Source organism: Sphingobium sp. L-44, from assembly GCF_056859495.1.
This window is the reverse complement of sequence record NZ_JBSXOQ010000109.1, coordinates 47,681-65,053: the sequence shown is the minus strand read 5'-3', so window position 1 is coordinate 65,053 and position 17,373 is coordinate 47,681. Positions and strand designations below refer to the sequence as shown.

Below are 17,373 nucleotides of genomic sequence, written 5' to 3'. Positions count from 1 at the left end.
ATGCAGATCGAGGGCATGGCCGCCCTTGCCACACCCATAACCGAGGAGGTTCAGCCGCTACAGATTACACCCAAGGCCGCCTGAAAATGCAGCCCGATGGCCAGCACCGAAATTACACCACATTGACGGACGTGACCCCTGAAGTTTCGCTAGTCCAGGCGCGCGAACTGCGGGACGAAGCGCGGCGGGCTGTGAGAGAGGGGGGCGACCCGCTACATGAGCGCAAGCGGGAAAAGACGATGGCAAGGCTTGCTGCTGGGAACAGCTTCCAGTCGGTCGCCGAAGATTTCATCGAGGTGAAATTCGTGGGCGGGCAAAAGGCGGCCGCAACAATCGAGAAGGCACGCTGGTACCTCTCTCATTTAACTGATCCGATCGGTGGACGGCCGGTCAGCGAAATCGAGCCAGCCGAACTGATGGTCGTTTTGAAGAAGATCGAAAAGGCCGGTAAACGGGAGACTGCGGTTCGCACGCGCGCCTTCGCCAGCCGTGTGTTTCGTCACGGTGTCGCGATGTCGCTTTGCAAGTCGGACCCGGCTGCCTTGCTGGGCGACGCTTTGATGTCACCGATCGTCACGCATCGAGCTGCCATATTGGAACCGCGCAAGCTTGGCGCGCTGTTGCGGGCAATTGACGATTACGGCGGTAGCGAGAGCGTCAAGATCGCGATGCAACTTTTGCCGCATGTCTTCGTGCGGCCAGGGGAGTTGCGCCTCGCCAAATGGCAGGAGATCGACTGGGACGAGAAGATATGGCGCATTCCTGCAGAGCGCACAAAGCTTCGTCGACCACACAGTGTCCCTCTGTCAGTACAATCGCCAGCCTTCTTCTCCGCCATCGCCCCCGCTGCCACCGTCATCTTTTGGCTTTGATCAACGAGTCCTGACCCTAGAAACGTTCGATCACGGCTCCGTCTCTGGGCCTTGCTGGGGGGGCGTAGCGGAATCAGGCGCTGGTGGTTGCCTGGCCAAGCTGGCGGGCGAGGGTGACGAATTCTTCGACGCTGACGGTTTCTGCGCGGCGTTGCGGGTCGATGCCGATCGCCTCCAGCGCGTCGAGCGCGCTGGGGACGGACTTGAGGCTCTGGCGCAGCATCTTGCGGCGCTGGCCGAAGGCGGCGGCGGTCAGGCGTTCGAGGATCTTGAGCTGCACGCCTTCCGGCGCCGGCTTGGGGGTGATGTGGACCACGGCCGACATCACCTTGGGCGGCGGGGTGAAGGCGCTGCGATGTACCTTCATGGCAATGCGCGCGTCGCTGCGCCACTGGGCGAGGACGGCGAGGCGGCCATAATGGTCGGTGCCCGGTTTCGCGACGATGCGTTCGGCCACTTCCATCTGGAACATCAAGGTCAGGCTGGACCACCAGGGCAGCGGCGCCCATAGCGCCGACAGCCAGCCGACCAGCAGGGCGGTGCCGACATTATAGGGCAGGTTGGCGATGATATGGGCGCCATCGCCGGCCTCGGCACGGGCGTCCACCTCCATCGCATCGCCGGAAATGACGCGCAACTGGCCGGGGAAGGCCAGCTCCAGTTCGGCGAGCGCGGGCAGGCAGCGCCGGTCGCGCTCGACCGCGACCAGCTTGCCGCCGGCGCGCAGGATTGCGCGGGTCAGGCCGCCGGGGCCGGGGCCGACCTCGAACGCGGGCTGATCCTGGATGCTACCGGGAATGGCGGCGATCCGGTCGAGCAACTGTTCGTCGAGCAGGAAATTCTGGCCGAGCGCCTTGCTGGCCTGAAGCCCATGGGCGGCGATCACGTCGCGCAGCGGCGGCAGAGTGGGGCGGGCGTCAGCCGGCATAGGCAATCCGTGCGCGGGCGGCTTCGGCCGCCATCTTGAGGGCGGCGATCATCGCGCCGGGATTGGCGCTGTCGGTGCCGGCAATGCCGAAGGCGGTGCCATGATCGGGCGAGGTGCGCACGATCGGCAGGCCCAGGGTGATGTTGACGCCATCATCGAAGTTCAGCGTCTTGATCGGGATCAGCGCCTGATCATGATACATGCAGAGCGCCGCGTCATAGGCTTCGCGGGCGCGGGCATGGAACATGCCGTCGGCCGCCAGCGGGCCGACAATGTCGATCCCTTCGGCGCGCAGTGCCTCGATTGCCGGGCGGATCACCTCAATCTCCTCGCGGCCGAGTGCGCCATTTTCCCCGGCATGCGGGTTGAGGCCGGCGACGGCGAGGCGAGGACGAGCGATGCCGAAATTGCGCTGCAACCCCTTTACCGTGGTGAGAGCGCGGGCGCGGATCAGATCGATGGTCAGTGCCGAAGGCACATCGGCCAGCGCGATATGGATGGTGATCGGCACCACCTTGAGCGACGGGCCGGCGAGCATCATGACCGCGTTCTGGGCCGAGACGCCGCAACGTTCGGCGACGAACTCGGTCTGGCCCGGATGGGTGAAGCCGACGCCGTACAGCTGTTCCTTGCCGACCGGCGCGGTGACGATGCCGGCGGCCGATCCGGTGCGGGCAAGGCCGACCGCGACCTCCAGTGCCTGGAAAGCGGTGCGGGCGCCGTCGATGCTGGGCGTGCCTGGCACGATCTCGCCCGCTTCGGCCACCTGCATGCAGGGCAGGGCGCGATCGAACACCTGCGCGGCTTCCTCGGGCGATCCGACGATCTCGACCGGGCCGAGCCACACCGCGCGCAGCGATGCGGCATCGCCGACGGCGAAGAAGGTGGGCAGGCCACGCGCTTCGCGCATGACCCACGCCTTGGCAACGATTTCCGGTCCGATGCCTGCCGGGTCGCCGAGCGAGACGGCGAAGGGCGGCAGGCTGCCCGGATCAGTTATATTCGATAACGGCATCGCGGCGAAGATCGCGCAGATAGATGCGGGCGCGCTTGTTGACGCGTTCCTCTTCCAACTGGGCCTGGATCTGTTCGGGATTGGGGGCGTTGGCCGACTGCGGCTCGTCGCGGCCGCAGACGATCAGGACGCGGACGCCATCGTTGATCGAGCCGAAGGGCGGGGTGGATTCGCCGACCTGCAGATTGACCAGGATGTCCTGCAGCTGGGGCGGCAGGTCGCGCAGCTTCACATTGTCATTGTCGACCACGTCGGCGCCGATGCGGGCGCCGATCTCGTTCGCCTGGCCGCAGCCCTTGATCTCCTTGACCGCGGCGGCGAAGGTCGCGGCCTTCTGGCTAGCGGCTTCCTTGCTGGTGCCGGCCGGGAAGAGGACCGACAGCTGCTTGAGGCTGAGCAGCGAATCGCGCGGATCGGCGGTCAGCACCTTGCGCTTGTCCATCACGTAGATGATCGACATGCCGCCCACCGTCTCGATCGGGCCGGCGAGCTGGCCGACCTGCAATTCGGTGGCGGCCTGCGCCAGTTCGGTCGGCAGCTGGCTGGGGCGGACCCAGCCGAGATCGCCGCCGACGACGGCGGTGGAAGCTTCGGAGAACTGACGGGCATAGGCGGCGAAGCTGCCGCCCTGCTTGATCTGTTCGATGATGTTGCGGGCGTTGGCCGTGATCTGGTCACGGTTTTCCGGCGTCGAGGACAGATAGATTTCGCTGATCCGCACTTCGTCGCTGCCCTTGGCGGCGTTGAGGCGATCGACCACCGACTTCACTTCGTCTTCGGAAACGTTGACGAAGGGCTGGATGTTGCGGCGGAGCAGGCGGCTCCAGGCCAGTTCGCCCTCGATCTGGCGCTTGATGCTGCTGGCCGAGCTGCCCTGTTCGCGCAGATACTGGTCGAACTGGGGCGGCGACTTGCGGAAATTGGCCGCAACGCGCTCATAGCTCTGGTTCACTTCGGCCGGATCGATCTTGATGTCGTTGGCCGCCGCTTCCTGGATCTGCAGCGTTTCATCGATCAGGTTGCGCAGAACCTGGACGCGCAGCCGTTCCTTTTCCTCGGCCGACACCTTGCCGCCATTGGCGGTGATGATCAGGGCCAGGCGCTGGTCAACATCGGTGCCGGTGATGATGCGGCCGTTCACGATCGCCGTCGCCTTGCGGACATTGGGATCATTCTTGCCGAAGATGGTGACATCCTTGGGCAGATTCAGGCCCTGATCGGCGTCATCGTCGACGGCCTGGGCCGACACGGTCTGTGCCGCCATGCCCAGAAGGGCGGTGGACAGAAGCAGGGTGCGCAGGCCCGAGCGAACGGATTTGGGCGAGAAAACGACAGAAAGCATCGTCGGCAAAAATCTCCAATACGGTCGGGAGCCAATGCCCCGTTCCGCCTTAACCGGTCCTGAGCGGACGGCGGGAAGGCAGTTCCTTATATGCCAATATTGCGAAAAGCCAGCCGCAGCTGGAAGCTGTTGCCGGCGCGCGCGTCACCGTTGGTCTGATAGTCGCGCCGCCATGTAAAGCCCAGCGTCAAACAATCATCCTCATAGGCAACGCCGAGGCGCTGGCGCACGGGCTCATAGCCGTCGGCCGTGGTGCCCGGATCTTCCTGTGCGCCGGTAAGATCAATGACGGTCGAGCCGAACACCGACCAGAAGCGGGCGAACTGGATGCGGCCGCCCAGGCGCAGTTCCTCGCGGTCCTGCAGATCCTCCAGCGTGATATTGGCGTTGCGGTTGAGGCGCAGATAGCTGATCTGGGCATAGGTCTTCTTGCTGCCCACGGTCGCGTCGACCTCGTTCCGGCGGACCGCCAGATTGTCCTTGTCGACCCGGAAGCGCTGGGTGAAGCTGACGAAATCCTTGTAGCGGATGGTCCAGCGGCCGACGATGTCGGACATGCGGTCGGACAGGCCGGTGCCGTCGGGCAGGATGCTGGCGCGGTTGTCGAGCCGGTAGCTCTGGCCGACATTGGCGTCGAGCGTGAAGTCGGGCAGCGCCAGATTATATTCCAGGCCATAGGTGATGCGGCTCGAATCCTCGAACCGGTCATAGCCCGCGAAGCGGTTGAGCGCGAAGAGGTTGCTGTCCTCCAGATCGACCGACCGGGCATCCTCATTGGGCACCGACAGGTTGGCGAGGTGCGGCGAGGCGACGATCTGGACGCGCGGGGCGATGCGCTGCACGCCGCCGAACGCCTCACCCATGAAGGGCCAGCGCATGTCGACCGCGGCGGCGGCGATGCCGCGCGCCTTCCAGCCCGGATCGCCGGCATAGCTGATCGTGTCGGTCAGCAGATTGTTGCTGCTGTGATAGACGTCGCCGCGCAGATAGGTGGTGAAATTCACTTCCTGGCCAAGGCCGGTCAGCTTGCGCAGATTCCATTCGAACGCGGCAAAGGCGCGCTGGGTGTCCTGCCCCTCGGTCCGGGTGATCGCCAGCGTATTGGCCTGGAACTGCATCTGGCCGCCCAGCAGCGGGTCCTTCATCCGCAGCCGATAATCCATGACCGGCAGGGCGATCGGCATCTGGCCCTGGGGATCGTCGACGCGCAGCGTCTGCACCGCCCAGCCGGCGAGCGAGAAATAGCTGTTCTCGCCGATCCGCTGGACGCCCAGGGTTGAACGCAGCCGGTCGTCGCGGCTGATGTCGTAGCGGCGCAGGAAGGTGCGGTCGGTGGCGACCCGGATCGAGCCGTTGACGCTCCATTCGGGCGACAGCTGCATGCCGCCGCTGGCGTCGATCGCGCCGCGGATATCCTTTTGCGAATCGGTCGGCGTGATGCCGCTCGACCGGCTACCATAGGTGGCATAGCCGGTGATCTGATAGGCACCGCGATCGTAGAGATGGCGGAAATTGCCTTCGATCATCGGCAGTGAATCGCTGTAGACGTGCGGCGTGACGGTCAGATCGCGATTGGGCGCGAGCTTGAGATAATAGGGGACCGCGACCTCGAAGCCATTGACCCGGTCATAACGGATATTGGGGACCAGAAGGCCGCTGCCGCCATCGTCGCCGACCGGATGAGACAGGCCCGGCACCGGGATCAGCGGCAGGCCGAACAGCTCGACATTGGCGCGGGTATAGGAGACGCGCTGCTTGGTCGGGTCATAGACGACCTTGACCGCGTTGATCTGCCAGGTCGGTTCCTTGGGGCAACCGTCGCTGCCTTCCACCGGACAGCCGGTATAGGCGGCGTGGTGCAACGTATAGACGCCATTGACCCGCTCGCCCTTGGTCGCGGCCATGCGGCCGCCCTTCTGGAGGACCAGCAATATATTGTCGACCGCGCCATCCTTGAGCGTATCGGTGACATCGAAGCGATCACCATAGGCGACATTGCCGTCGGGATCGATCACCGAGACGGCGCCCTGTGCCTCGACCTTGCCGGTGTTGCGGTCCCACACGATCTTGTCAGCGCGCAGCCGGTTGCCGTCGCGCAGCAACTGGACATTGCCGGTGGCGGTCACGACCTGACTGTTGGTGTCATATTCCAGCGTATCGGCGGCGAAGCCGATTTCCTGGTCATTATCGGGCACCGGCGCGTCGGGCGCGCTGATCGGCGTCTGGGGCTCGTTCAGCTTGGGCTCGGGCGCCTGTTGCGCATGGGCCAGCGGCGCCGCGAGCAGGCAGGACGAAGCAGCGCCGGCAAGCAGCGCCTGTTTGAACGACAGGGGAAACACGGAAATCTGCAAGCGTAGGGGCCTCTTCGTGGGCACTTCTGGTCCCTGCCTATCGCACTGCTTGGCCCGCGCCGCAATCGCTGCTCGCATTCGGGGCGGCGGAAATCCGCCGAATGGCTTTGCAGAGCGGCAAAGCCGCACTATCTGGCTGAAACAAGAACGACACGGCATTCCAGAGAAAAGGCCCCCAGATGGACATCCAATTCAGCCCCACGCGCCCCCAGGTCGACACGTTGGTCCTTGCCGTGGCGAAGGGGTCTGTCGACAGCCTGCCGCTCGCCGCATCGGCCACGCTGGTCGCCGGCGCCGCCGCCGCGCGCTTCGCCGGTGAGGCGGGCGGCAGCGTCGAGAGCTTCGTCGAGGAAGGCGGCGCGGTGCTGCGCGTCCTGCTGCTGGGCATCGGCAATGGCAGTGCGGCCGACCTGGAGCGGGCCGGCGGCGCGCTGACCGCCAAGCTGTCGACCAGCGGCGCGACCCACGCAGCGGTCGAATTCCCGGCCGGCGTGAGTGGCGAGGATGCCGCCCGGCTGGGCCTGGGCGCGCTGCTGCGCAGCTGGCGGATCGACACCTATCGCACGCGTCAGCCCGAAAAGGCCAAGCCGACGCTGGCGACCGTGACGATCGTCGCAAACGGCGCCGACGCCGAATGGGCCAAGCTGTCGGCGGTCGCCGCTGGCGTTGCCTTCACCCGCGAACTGGTGTCGGAACCGGCTAACATCCTCTATCCCGAAAGCTTCGTCGCGCGCTGCCAGCATCTGGCCGAGCTGGGCGTCAAGATCACCGTGCTGGACCGCGCGGCGATGACGGACCTCGGCATGGGCGCGCTGCTGGGCGTGGCGCAGGGGTCGGCGCGTGAGGCGCGGCTGCTGGCGATGGAATGGGACGGCACCGATGGCGCCGCCGACAAGCCGGTCGTGTTCATCGGCAAGGGCGTGACCTTCGATACCGGCGGTATCTCGCTCAAGCCTGGCCCTGGCATGGAAGATATGAAGTGGGACATGGGCGGCGCCGGCGCCGTGGCGGGCGCTATGAAGGCGCTGGCCGGTCGCAAGGCCAAGGCGCGCGTCGTTGGCATCTGTGGCCTGGTCGAGAATATGCCCGACGCCAATGCCCAGCGCCCAGGCGACATCGTGACGTCGATGTCGGGCCAGACGATCGAGGTGCTGAACACCGACGCCGAAGGCCGGCTGGTGCTGTGCGACGCGGTGACCTGGGCGCAGAAGACCTATGAACCCGAAGTGGTGATCGACCTCGCCACCCTGACCGGCGCGATGATGATCGCGCTCGGCAGCGAGCATGGCGGCCTGTTTGCCAATGATGACGCGCTTGCCGACGACCTGCTGGCGGCGGGCAAGACCAGTGGCGAGAAGCTGTGGCGCTTCCCGCTGTCGGAGGCCTATGACAAGCTGATCGACAGCCCGATCGCCGACATGAAGAATATCGGTCCGCGCTTCGCCGGCTCGATCACCGCTGCCCAGTTCATCAAGCGCTTCGTCAACGAAGGCGTGAAGTGGGCGCATCTCGACATTGCCGGCATGGTCTGGTCGGACAAGCCCGGCGCCACCGCCGACAAGGGTGCGACCGGCTATGGCGTGCGCCTGATCGACCAGCTGGTGGCCGACAAGTTCGAGCGCTGAAGCCGGTGCAGGTCGACTTCTACCAGCTGAGCCGCGATCCCGTGGAAGGGGTGCTGCCCGCGATCGCAGCGCGCATCCTGGACATGGGCGCGCGGCTGCTGGTGGTGGCCGACGAGCCGGAACGGCTGGCCCGCATATCGGCGGGCCTGTGGGCGGGGCCACCCGAAAGCTTCCTGGCCAATGGGCTGGTAGGCGATGGGTTGGACGCCGCCCAGCCGGTGCTGCTGGCGCAGAGTTGCGACGCTGCCAATGGCGCCAGGCATATTGCGCTGGCGGACGGGGTGTGGCGCGAGGAGGCGCTGGGCTTCGATCGCGCCTTCTATTTCTTCGATGCGGACACGATCGACGGGGCGCGGACCAGCTGGCGGGCGCTCAGCAAGCGCGAGGGCGTGACCCCGCGCTTCTGGCGGCAGGAAGGCCGCAAATGGGTGCAGGGGCCGTGAACGCCCGGAAATAGGGACTTCTACCAAGCCCACTCGCGCCCCTCTTGCGAAGTGATCCGGCCCGGTCTAAAGGGCGCGCAACTTTATTCCAACAATCCGGAGTTATGAGGGCCATGGCCGTCACGCGCACTTTTTCGATCATCAAGCCCGACGCGACCCGTCGCAACCTGACCGGCGCCGTCACCAAGATGCTGGAAGAAGCCGGCCTGCGCGTCGTCGCTTCCAAGCGCATCCGCATGAGCCGCGAGCAGGCCGAAGGCTTCTATGCCGTTCACAAGGAACGGCCCTTCTTTGCTGACCTGGTCGCCTTCATGATCTCGGGCCCGGTCGTCGTCCAGGTTCTGGAAGGCGAAAACGCCGTGACCCGCAACCGCGACATCATGGGCGCCACCAACCCGGCCAATGCCGACGCCGGCACCATCCGCAAGGAACTGGCCGAATCGATCGAAGCCAATTCGGTCCATGGTTCGGACAGCGAAGAAAATGCCGCGATCGAGATCGCCTATTTCTTCAAGCCCGAAGAAATCGTCGGCTAAACCCGACCCCCGTCCCCGGACGAGCAAAAGGCCCGGCGCTCCCGCAAGGAGCGGCCGGGTTTTTTGTTGCTGGGGCGCGGGTGGGTAGTAGGCGACTGTCCGTAATCCTCCCCAAGCTTGCTTGGGGAGGGGGACCGCCGAAGGCGGTGGAGGGGCAAGTAGATGAGGTCGCGCCATTGCCCCTCCGTCAGCGCTTCGCGCTGCCACCTCCCCAAGCAAGCTTGGGGAGGAACTGAGACGTCAGCTTCGGCCTGCCTGAACGTGGCCGTGCGGCTCTAGCCTTTTGTCTGGCGGGCCCAGCGGGCGTCGATCTTGGCCTGGGCGTCGGCGCCCTGGGCGTGGCTGACGAGGGACAGGCCGCGCAGGGTCAGCTTGTGGCCGGACAGCCATTTGCCGGCGATGCCATAGCCGATGTCGTAGACGGCGGAATCGCTGTGGGTGTCGCCATTGACGACGAACTGGGTGACGATGGTCACCGGCAGTTTCTCGTCGCCGATGCTGTCGTCGGGCAGCTTGGCGGCATTGCGCGCCTTTTTCAGCGCATCCTCGAACCAGCCGGCCTCGATCCGCGGTTCGCCGGTGGTGTCGACCGGTGCGATGCCGAGCGCCCTGGGGAAATGGATGGTCTGGCTCTGCACCAGCTGATCGGGATCGGCGGGCTTGAGCGTCAGGCGGCTGTCGCCATCGGCCGCGGCGTGCAGCACCAGCCGGGCAGCGCGGGCGGAGGCCTTGCTGCTTTCGGCGGCCTTGCTGGCGCGTTCGTCCTTCTTGTCGGCCCAGTTGAGATAGAGGGTGAGGGCGGAGATCAGCACCGCCGCCACTGCCAGCAACTCGCCCAGCGTGATCCAGCGCCGGCGGATGCGGGCGGCTTCCTCCTTGCGGGTCTCCTGCTTGGCCTCGGGGCTGTCGCTCATCGGATCAGGCCGTCTGTGGCGGGACTTCGAACTTGTCGATCACCCATTCCTCGGCCTGCGCCTCGCCGATCCATTCCTGCATCCAGGGATGGGCGATGATCGCGCGCATATAGGCTTCGGCAAAGCGGGCGACCGGCAGCTGATAGGTGATGAAGCGGGTAACGACCGGCGCGAACATCAGGTCGACGGCGCCGAACTCGCCGAACAGGAAGTCGCCCTCGCCACCATAGCGGGCGCGGGCCTGGGCCCAGAGCTGCATGATCCGGCTGATGTCGTGGGCGACGGCCTCCGACGGCGGGACCGGATCATAGATCTGGCGGATGTTCATGCTGTGCTCGCGGCGGAGCGCGGCGAAGCTGCTGTGCATTTCGGCCGCCATCGAGCGGGCCATGGCGCGGGCACCCGGATCGGTCGGCCAGAACTGGTCGCCCCCGGTCTTTTCATTGAGATATTCGACAATGGCCAGGCTGTCCCACACGACGATGTCGTCGCCATCCCACAGGATCGGCACCTTGCCGGAGGAGGGGGCGAACTCGTCGCCCTCGCGACGCTTTTCCCATTCCTCGTCATAGAGAGGGACCACCACTTCCTCGAACGGAAGGCCGGAGAGCTTGCACGCCAGCCAGCCGCGCAGCGACCAGCTCGAATAGGCCTTGTTGCCAATGAACAGCTTCATCATGGCCATGTCTTAGCCGGGCGGGCTTCGATAAGTCGAGAGCCGATAGAGAGGGCTTTCCACTTCGCGTCGAAACGCCTAAGGGGCGGGCATCCCCGGGGGGCCGCTGATGCGCGGCTGAGAGGTGGTCAGCAGACCACGACCCGCTGAACCTGATCCGGCTGATACCGGCGTAGGGAGGGCAAGGCGGCAGGTCCGTCGTCCCTCCTGTGGAGTGGACGTGAGATGAAGACTGCCCGATTGCCCCATGTTGGAAGCGCCTGCCTGACGCTGGCCCTGTTGATGATTGCATCGCCCGCGATGGCGGAGGATGAGCTGGACCAGTCGACCAATATTCAGGTCGTCGGCCATCCCGATCCGGAAGGGCTGTTGCCCGATCAGAGCGCGCCCAAGGCGGTCAGTGCGATCTCGACCGACTTCATCATCAAGCAGGCGCCGACGCTCAACGCGTTCCAGCTGGTCAACCTGCTGCCCGGCGCCAATGTCTCTTCCAGCGACCCTTATGGTCTGTCGGCATCGTCCAGCCTGACGCTGCGCGGCTTGGGCCAGGACCAGATCGGCGTGCTCATGGAAGGCGCGCCGCAGAATGACATCGGCTATTATTATGCCTATCCCTCGCAATTTGCCGATGCGGAGAATGTGCGGCAGGTGATGCTGGCGCAGGGCGCGGCAGACATTGACTCGCCGGTAGTCGCGGCGGCCGGCGGCCTGTTGTCGCTGACGCTGGATGATCCCAGGGCGGAGGCGGGCGGCCTCGTCAACCTGTCGGTCGGTTCCTATGACGAGCGGCGCGTCTTTGCGCGGATCGACACGGGACGGATCGGGTCGACCGGGCTGAAGGGCTTCATTTCCTATTCCAACAACCGCGCCGACAACTGGCGCGGGGCGGGCCATGACCAGCGCCAGCATATCGACGCCAAGCTGCTGAACGAATGGGGTGAGGGGAACCGGGCGAGCATCGCCTTTTCCTTCAACGATGCCAAGACATCGACCTATCCCAGCCCGAGCAAGGCGGACTGGGACGTCTCTGGCCGGGGCTATAATTTCGACGAGACCTATAGCGAGGGGAATACCAACTACTGGCGGCTCTATCGCGCGCCGTTCCGCAATTTCTATGTCGCGGCGCCGGTGCATCTCAAGCTCGGCGACACGCTGAGCTTCGACAGCAGTGCCTATCTGCAGATGGGCCATGGCAATTCGCCCTATGGCACGCAGCTGGCCACCACCGGCAATTATCTGGGCACCGAGGAGCTGACCCAGCCGATCGACCTGCCCGGTGCGGTCGATGGCGTCGCCACGGTGATGGGCAACTGGACCGGCAAGCAGTTCCGCGTCGGCGACGTCAGCAAGTTGACCTTGCAGGCCGGCGCGCATCGGATCGTCGCAGGCCTCTGGTTCGACTATGGCACCGATCGGGTGACGCAATCCTATACGTCGATCGATGCCGATGGCCGGCCGGTCGACCAGTGGGGCTATCAGGACAAGGCGATCCGCACCGCCGACGGGCGGCTGCTGGCCTATGAAAATCAGCGCACGGAGACGGTCACCAAGGGCTTCTTCCTGTCCGACAGCATTGCGGTGACGCCCAAGCTGGGCATCGACATCGGCTTCAAGGGCGTCAACCTGCTGCGCAACGGCCGCAATTATCTGCCGGGCCCGCAATCGACGGTGCGGATCGACAGCTTCGCCGCGCTGCCGCGGGCGGCGATCCATTATCAGCTGGACGACCGGCAGCAGCTGTTCGCCAACATCACCACCAATTTCCGCACGCCCAACGAGTTCGCGCTCTACAACAGCTATTATGGCGGCGAACTGGTGAGCCAGGGCACCGACGGCCTGAAGAACGAATATTCGATCTCGCAGGAACTGGGCTATCGCTATATCGGCCCCAGCCTGTCCTTTTCGCTGACCGGTTTCCATTATCATTTCCGCAACCGCCAGGTGGCGACGGTGATCGACAGCGGCGGCGCGCTGGTCAATTCGACCATCAATGCCGGCAGCCAGAGCAGCTATGGCCTGGACGGCGAGATCGACTATCGCCCGGCCAAGGGGATGAGCATCTATGCCTCGGCCGAATATCTGCACACGCGGCTGAACGACGATCTGGCGATCAACGGCGATTATCTGCCGACCAGGGGCAAGCGGGCAGTGTCGGCCCCCAGCTTCCAGTTCGCGCTGGGCAGCACCTATGATGATGGCCGACTGTTCGGCAGCAGCGCGCTCAAATATGTCGGCCGCCAATATGCGACCTTCATGAATGACGAGAGCATCAAGGGTTATGCCACACTGGACCTGTCGGTCGGCGTCCATCTGGCCGGGCTGATCGATGCGCAGGTGATGGACCTGCGCATCAACGCGATCAACGTCACCAATCCGCGTGTCCTGTCGGGCGTCTATGCGATCAGCACCAACGCGCAGGACACGGTCGGGCGCAACGGCACGCTGATCGCCGGTTCGGCGCCGACCTATTATGTCGGCAGCGGGCGCGCCGTGGTGGCGACGCTGTCGCGCGCCTTCTGACGATGAGCGCCGCCGCCCCGCATCTGGTCCATGGCATGGGGCTGGCGCTGGAGGCGCCGGCCTGGCCGGCGATCACGGCGGATGAGGCCGCGGCGGTGCTGGCCCATTTCCCTGATGCAGGCCGGCTGGCGGCGCTGGCCTGGCATTCGCCGCGCCCCTTCTCGGCGGCGGCGCTGGTCGAGACGGATCGTGGCCCGCTGTTCCTGAAGCGGCATCACCAGAGCTTGCGGACGCCGGCGGCGCTGGCCGAGGAGCATGGCTATATGGCGCATCTGCGCGGTGCCGGGCTGGCGGTGCCCGATGTGCTGCGCGCCGCCGATGGCGCCGGCGCGGTTGCGCTGGGCGAATGGAGCTATGAGCTGCATCGCCAGGCGCCGGGTATCGATCTTTATCGCGATCGCCAGTCCTGGACGCCATTCCTGTCGCCCGATCACGCCTTTGCGGCCGGCGTGGCGCTGGCGCAACTGCATCGGGCGGCGGCCGGTTTCGCCGCGCCGGCACGCGGGCCGCATCCGCTGGTGTCGAGCTTCACCATATTGCCTGCCGTTGATCCGCTGGCCGCAGTGGACGCCTATGTCGCGGCGCGACCGGCGGTGGCGGCCTTTCTGGCGGAGCTGCCCTGGCGGTCGGAACTGGCGCGGCTGTTCGCGGCACTGGGGCAGGGACTGGCGCCGCGGCTGGCGGAACAGCCTGCGCTCTGGACCCATAATGACTGGCACCCCTCCAACCTGCTCTGGTCGGCGGAAGGCGCGGTCAGCAGCATCTTCGATTTCGGCCTGTCGACCCGCAGCTGCGCACTGCATGATCTGGCCACCGCGATCGAGCGGACGGCGATTCCCTGGCTGACGCTGGATCAGGGCCGGCTGGCCGAGCCGGCGGATGTGGATGGGGCGCTGGCCTTGCTGGCGGGCTATCGCAGTGTGCTGCCGCTGGGGCCTGCCGAGATCGATACGCTGCTGCGCCTGCTACCGCTGGTCCATGTCGAGTTCGCCCTGACCGAGATCGACTATTTCTTCGGCATATTGGCCGATCGCGAAGGGGCGATGCTGGCCTGGCAGGCTTATCTGGTCGGCCATGCCGACTGGTTCCTGTCGGGGGCGGGGCAGGGCTTTCTGGCGCAACTTCGCGAGGGCGTGGCGGGCTGATGTCTGTGCTGGAGATCATTGCCGTCATCATCAGCTTCCTCGGCATCTGGCTGACGGCGCGGCGGCATCTGCTGTGCTGGCCGGTCAACCTGATGGCCTGCGCCCTGTATGCCAAGCTGTTCCTGGACGTGCGCCTCTATGCCGACATGGTGCTGCAGGGGCTGTTCGGCATCGCCATCGTCTATGGCTGGATCGGCTGGGCGCGGGGCAAGCGCGACGAGGGCGAGGTAAGGGTGGTGCCGCTGCCGCCGATACGGGCCGCCAAGGGGCTGGCGCTGGGCGCACTCTGTGCCGGCGCGATCGGCTGGTTCACCCATCATTATACCGATGCGGCGCTGCCCTGGATGGATTCGGCGCTGAGCAGTTTTAGCCTGGTAGCCCAATATTGGACCGCGCGGCGCCATGCGGCGAGCTGGCTGCTGTGGATCGCGGTCGACATTTTCTATGTCGGCATGTTCGCGTTCAAGGGATTGTGGCTGACGGCCGGCCTCTATGCCGCAATGATCGGGCTGGCGGTGCTGGGCTATTGGCGCTGGCGGCAGGCGATGCGACGCAGCGCAGCCTGAACAGGGCTGCTGCCTTGAGTCGGCAGGGATCGGATCTATCTGGAAAATGGAGGCCCGAGCCGGAATCGAACCGGCGTGCAAGGATTTGCAGTCCTCTGCGTCACCACTCCGCCATCGGGCCTTCCGTGCGGTGGAGGCGGCAAATGTCCGCCTTTGATCGCAAAGTCAAGCGTGGGAAGGCGAACAATCCCAAGAATCTCGCTCTCCATCGTGGAAAGCCGCTTGGCGCGGGGGAAATGCTGATTTAGAGGTCCGGTAACCCCCTAAGTGTATTGCATTGCCAATACAGTTGTGCCAAGCGAGGAACTATCGTGACCGAGCAGAACTTTTCTTCGATGCGGACCGCCATGGTCGAGAGCCAGCTGCGCACCAGCGCCGTGGACGATCAGCGCGTGATCGCTGTGATGGCGAAGGTGCCGCGCGAGGACTATGTCCCCGCCGAGCGCCGGGCCATGACCTATGTCGATCGCCCGATCCCGCTGGACGGCGACCGTGCGCTGAACCCGCCGCTGGTCACTGGCCGTCTGCTCAAGGAAGCCGATGTCCAGGCCGGCGAGAAGGTGCTGCTGATCGGCGCCGCGACCGGCTACAGCGCGGCGCTGCTCGCCGAGCTGGGTGCGCAGGTGACGGCAGTCGAGGTCGAGGGTGGCGCGGAGATCGCGGTGCCCGGCGTGACCGTGGTGCGTGGCCCGCTGGCCGCCGGCGCATCGGCCGGTGCGCCCTATGATGTTCTTTTCATTGACGGCGCGGTGGAGGAAGTCCCCGCTGCGCTCGTCCAGCAGCTAGTCGATGGGGGACGGGTGGTGACGGGCGTCGTCGAACGCGGTGTCGCTCGCCTGTGCAGCGGCCGCGCGGTGGCGGGCGTGCTGGGTCTCGCCAGCCTTACCGACATGGAAATGGTCGTGCTTCCCGGTTTCGCCGCGCCGGAGCAGTTCGTTTTTTGAGACAGGATAGATGACAGCAAAGCGTATGACCCTTCGGCGCCAAGCCGCTACAGCCTTGCTGTTGCTATCCTCCTCCATGGCAGGGGTGGCGCATGCCGAAACCCTGCAGGGCGCGCTGGCCAAGGCCTATCGCACCAACCCGACCCTGACCGGCGCACGCGCCGGTCAGCGGGCGACGGACGAGAATGTCCCGATCCAGAAGGCGGCGGGGCGGCCCACGGCCAATTCGCAGCTCCAGTTCCAGGAACTGGTGATCCGCCCGTCGAACAGCTTCCTGGCGCCGCATCGGTCCGCCAGCGCCAGCGGCAGCATCGATGTGCCCATCTATTCCGGCGGCACCGTGCGCAACAGCGTGAAGGCGGCGGAAACGCGCGTCGAATCGGGCCAGGCCAATCTGCGCGGGACGGAGGCGAGCGTGTTCTCGCAGACTGTCGCCGCCTATATGGACGTGATCCGCGACATCGCGCTGGTGTCGCTCAATGCGGCGAATGTGAAGGTGCTGGAGGTCAATCTCCGGGCGACCAACGACCGGTTCGAGGTCGGCGATGTTACCCGCACCGACGTCGCCCAGTCCGAATCGCGTCTGGAGCTGGCTCGGTCCGACCTGCAGCGCGCCGAATCCAACCTGATCACCAGCCGCGAAAATTATATCGCGATGGTCGGCGAGGCGCCGGTCGATCTGGAATCGCCGCCCGCTCTGCCGGGCCTGCCGGCTGATCCCGACAGCGCCGTGCGCGTCGCGCTGGCCGATAATCCCGATATCCTTGCTGCGCAGAAGTCGCGTGAGGCGGCGCGTTATGACGTGAAGGCGGCCAAGGGCGCCACGCTGCCGACCCTGAGCGGGTTCAGCCAGGGCAGCTATACCGACTATATGGACAAGGACATTGCGGCCAACAAGCAGGCGGCCGTTGGTGCGACCCTGACCATTCCCTTCTACCAGGGCGGTCGCCCGGCCGCGCAGGTGCGCCAGAACCAGGCGCTCGAGTCGCAGGCGATCGAACGGCAGATCGAGGTCGAGCGCGGCGTGATCTCGCAGGCGCGCGCCGCCTATGCGGCGTTGCAGGCGTCGCTGCGCACCATCCAGTCGAGCCAGAAGGCGGTCGATGCCGCCGAACTGTCGCTGGAAGGCGTGCGCGCGGAAAATTCGGTCGGCAGCCGCACCATCCTCGACATCCTCAATGCCGAGCAGGAATCGCTCAACGCCAAGGTCGAACTGGTGACCGCGCGCCGCAATGCCTATGTCGCCGGCTTCACCCTGCTGGCAGCCATGGGTCATGCCGAGGCCGATGATCTGGGCCTGGAGAGCGGCACCCTCTATGACCCGATGGTCAATTATGACCGGGTCGAGGGCAAGTGGTTCGACTGGGACTATGACGGCAAGCCCCAGGCGGTTTCGACACGTACCGTTGACACGCCGGCTCAAAACGCCAAAGTCGATGCCGTGCAGCCTTAACCGCTTGTTAACCTGAACAGGTAATCTTGGCGGAATAGGTGCG

The 17,373-nt window shown here is 65.5% G+C and carries 15 protein-coding genes, 1 tRNA gene and 1 riboswitch; of the genes, 9 read left to right on the top strand and 7 right to left on the bottom strand.

The genetic code is table 11. The features are described from left to right. Nucleotides 1-872 (top strand): tyrosine-type recombinase/integrase (locus AC13EK_RS18200; RefSeq protein ID WP_483022308.1); only part of this gene is annotated, 872 nt, incomplete at its 5' end. 73 nt (nucleotides 873-945) lie between these two features. Here AC13EK_RS18200 and rsmA read toward each other — a convergent pair. The 4 genes from rsmA to AC13EK_RS18180 all read right to left on the bottom strand — a co-directional run bounded on the left by rsmA (nucleotide 946) and on the right by AC13EK_RS18180 (nucleotide 6,508). After that, complete coding sequence (gene rsmA / locus AC13EK_RS18195; protein ID WP_069336667.1) at nucleotides 946-1,800, bottom strand: 16S rRNA (adenine(1518)-N(6)/adenine(1519)-N(6))-dimethyltransferase RsmA; 855 nt, start codon at nucleotides 1,798-1,800, stop codon at nucleotides 946-948. Next, entirely contained in the window at nucleotides 1,790-2,815 is a 1,026-nt protein-coding gene (gene pdxA / locus AC13EK_RS18190; protein WP_069336666.1) for a 4-hydroxythreonine-4-phosphate dehydrogenase PdxA, read from the bottom strand. The genes rsmA and pdxA overlap by 11 nt, the downstream gene beginning before the upstream one ends. After that, nucleotides 2,793-4,157, bottom strand: a complete 1,365-nt coding sequence (locus tag AC13EK_RS18185) for a peptidylprolyl isomerase (RefSeq protein WP_169859866.1) — start codon at nucleotides 4,155-4,157, stop codon at nucleotides 2,793-2,795. Before AC13EK_RS18185 ends, pdxA begins: the two co-directional genes overlap by 23 nt. An 86-nt stretch (nucleotides 4,158-4,243) precedes the next feature. After that, entirely contained in the window at nucleotides 4,244-6,508 is a 2,265-nt protein-coding gene (locus AC13EK_RS18180) for an LPS-assembly protein LptD (protein WP_026109671.1), read from the bottom strand. Between the two features lie 179 nt (nucleotides 6,509-6,687). Here AC13EK_RS18180 and AC13EK_RS18175 point away from each other — a divergent pair, with 179 nt between their 5' ends. The 3 genes from AC13EK_RS18175 (at nucleotide 6,688) to ndk (ending at nucleotide 9,112) form a co-directional block, all read left to right on the top strand. After that, nucleotides 6,688-8,133, top strand: coding sequence for a leucyl aminopeptidase (locus AC13EK_RS18175; protein ID WP_069336664.1), 1,446 nt, complete (start codon nucleotides 6,688-6,690; stop codon nucleotides 8,131-8,133). Between the two features lie 5 nt (nucleotides 8,134-8,138). Next, a complete protein-coding gene (locus AC13EK_RS18170; RefSeq protein ID WP_069336663.1) occupies nucleotides 8,139-8,576 on the top strand; it encodes a DNA polymerase III subunit chi in 438 nt (145 codons plus the stop codon). A 113-nt stretch (nucleotides 8,577-8,689) separates the two neighbouring features. Further along, nucleotides 8,690-9,112 (top strand): nucleoside-diphosphate kinase, encoded by a 423-nt coding sequence (ndk, locus tag AC13EK_RS18165; RefSeq protein ID WP_004210674.1) that lies wholly within the window; start codon nucleotides 8,690-8,692, stop codon nucleotides 9,110-9,112. Nucleotides 9,113-9,387: 275 nt separating this feature from the next. Here ndk and AC13EK_RS18160 read toward each other — a convergent pair whose 3' ends face one another. Both AC13EK_RS18160 and AC13EK_RS18155 read right to left on the bottom strand, forming a co-directional pair. Continuing rightward, nucleotides 9,388-10,026 (bottom strand): hypothetical protein, encoded by a 639-nt coding sequence (locus AC13EK_RS18160; protein ID WP_069336662.1) that lies wholly within the window; start codon nucleotides 10,024-10,026, stop codon nucleotides 9,388-9,390. A 4-nt stretch (nucleotides 10,027-10,030) separates the two neighbouring features. Continuing rightward, the gene (locus tag AC13EK_RS18155; RefSeq protein ID WP_026109031.1) at nucleotides 10,031-10,705 is read right to left on the bottom strand and encodes a glutathione S-transferase family protein; all 675 of its coding nucleotides are present in this window, start codon (nucleotides 10,703-10,705) and stop codon (nucleotides 10,031-10,033) included. An 83-nt stretch (nucleotides 10,706-10,788) separates the two neighbouring features. After that, nucleotides 10,789-10,898, top strand: a riboswitch (TPP riboswitch). A 29-nt stretch (nucleotides 10,899-10,927) separates the two neighbouring features. Between AC13EK_RS18155 and AC13EK_RS18150 the strand changes: the two genes are divergently transcribed. From AC13EK_RS18150 to pnuC, 3 genes are read left to right on the top strand one after another with little or no spacing between them, the layout of a single operon-like run. Further along, complete coding sequence (locus tag AC13EK_RS18150; RefSeq protein WP_069336661.1) at nucleotides 10,928-13,222, top strand: TonB-dependent receptor; 2,295 nt, start codon at nucleotides 10,928-10,930, stop codon at nucleotides 13,220-13,222. Between the two features lie 2 nt (nucleotides 13,223-13,224). After that, nucleotides 13,225-14,367: a phosphotransferase enzyme family protein gene (locus AC13EK_RS18145; RefSeq protein WP_069336660.1), complete on the top strand. Its 1,143-nt coding sequence runs from the start codon at nucleotides 13,225-13,227 to the stop codon at nucleotides 14,365-14,367. Continuing rightward, nucleotides 14,367-14,933 (top strand): nicotinamide riboside transporter PnuC, encoded by a 567-nt coding sequence (gene pnuC, locus AC13EK_RS18140; protein WP_037511505.1) that lies wholly within the window; start codon nucleotides 14,367-14,369, stop codon nucleotides 14,931-14,933. The genes AC13EK_RS18145 and pnuC overlap by 1 nt, the downstream gene beginning before the upstream one ends. A gap of 47 nt (nucleotides 14,934-14,980) precedes the next feature. Here the strand turns inward: pnuC and AC13EK_RS18135 are convergent. Further along, nucleotides 14,981-15,054, bottom strand: a tRNA-Cys gene (locus AC13EK_RS18135). 190 nt (nucleotides 15,055-15,244) lie between these two features. On the opposite strand from AC13EK_RS18135, the gene AC13EK_RS18130 reads away from it, so the two are divergent. After that, nucleotides 15,245-15,877 (top strand): protein-L-isoaspartate O-methyltransferase family protein, encoded by a 633-nt coding sequence (locus tag AC13EK_RS18130; RefSeq protein ID WP_004210712.1) that lies wholly within the window; start codon nucleotides 15,245-15,247, stop codon nucleotides 15,875-15,877. A gap of 10 nt (nucleotides 15,878-15,887) precedes the next feature. Further along, nucleotides 15,888-17,330, top strand: coding sequence for a TolC family outer membrane protein (locus tag AC13EK_RS18125; protein WP_069336654.1), 1,443 nt, complete (start codon nucleotides 15,888-15,890; stop codon nucleotides 17,328-17,330). Nucleotides 17,331-17,373 lie beyond the last annotated feature (43 nt).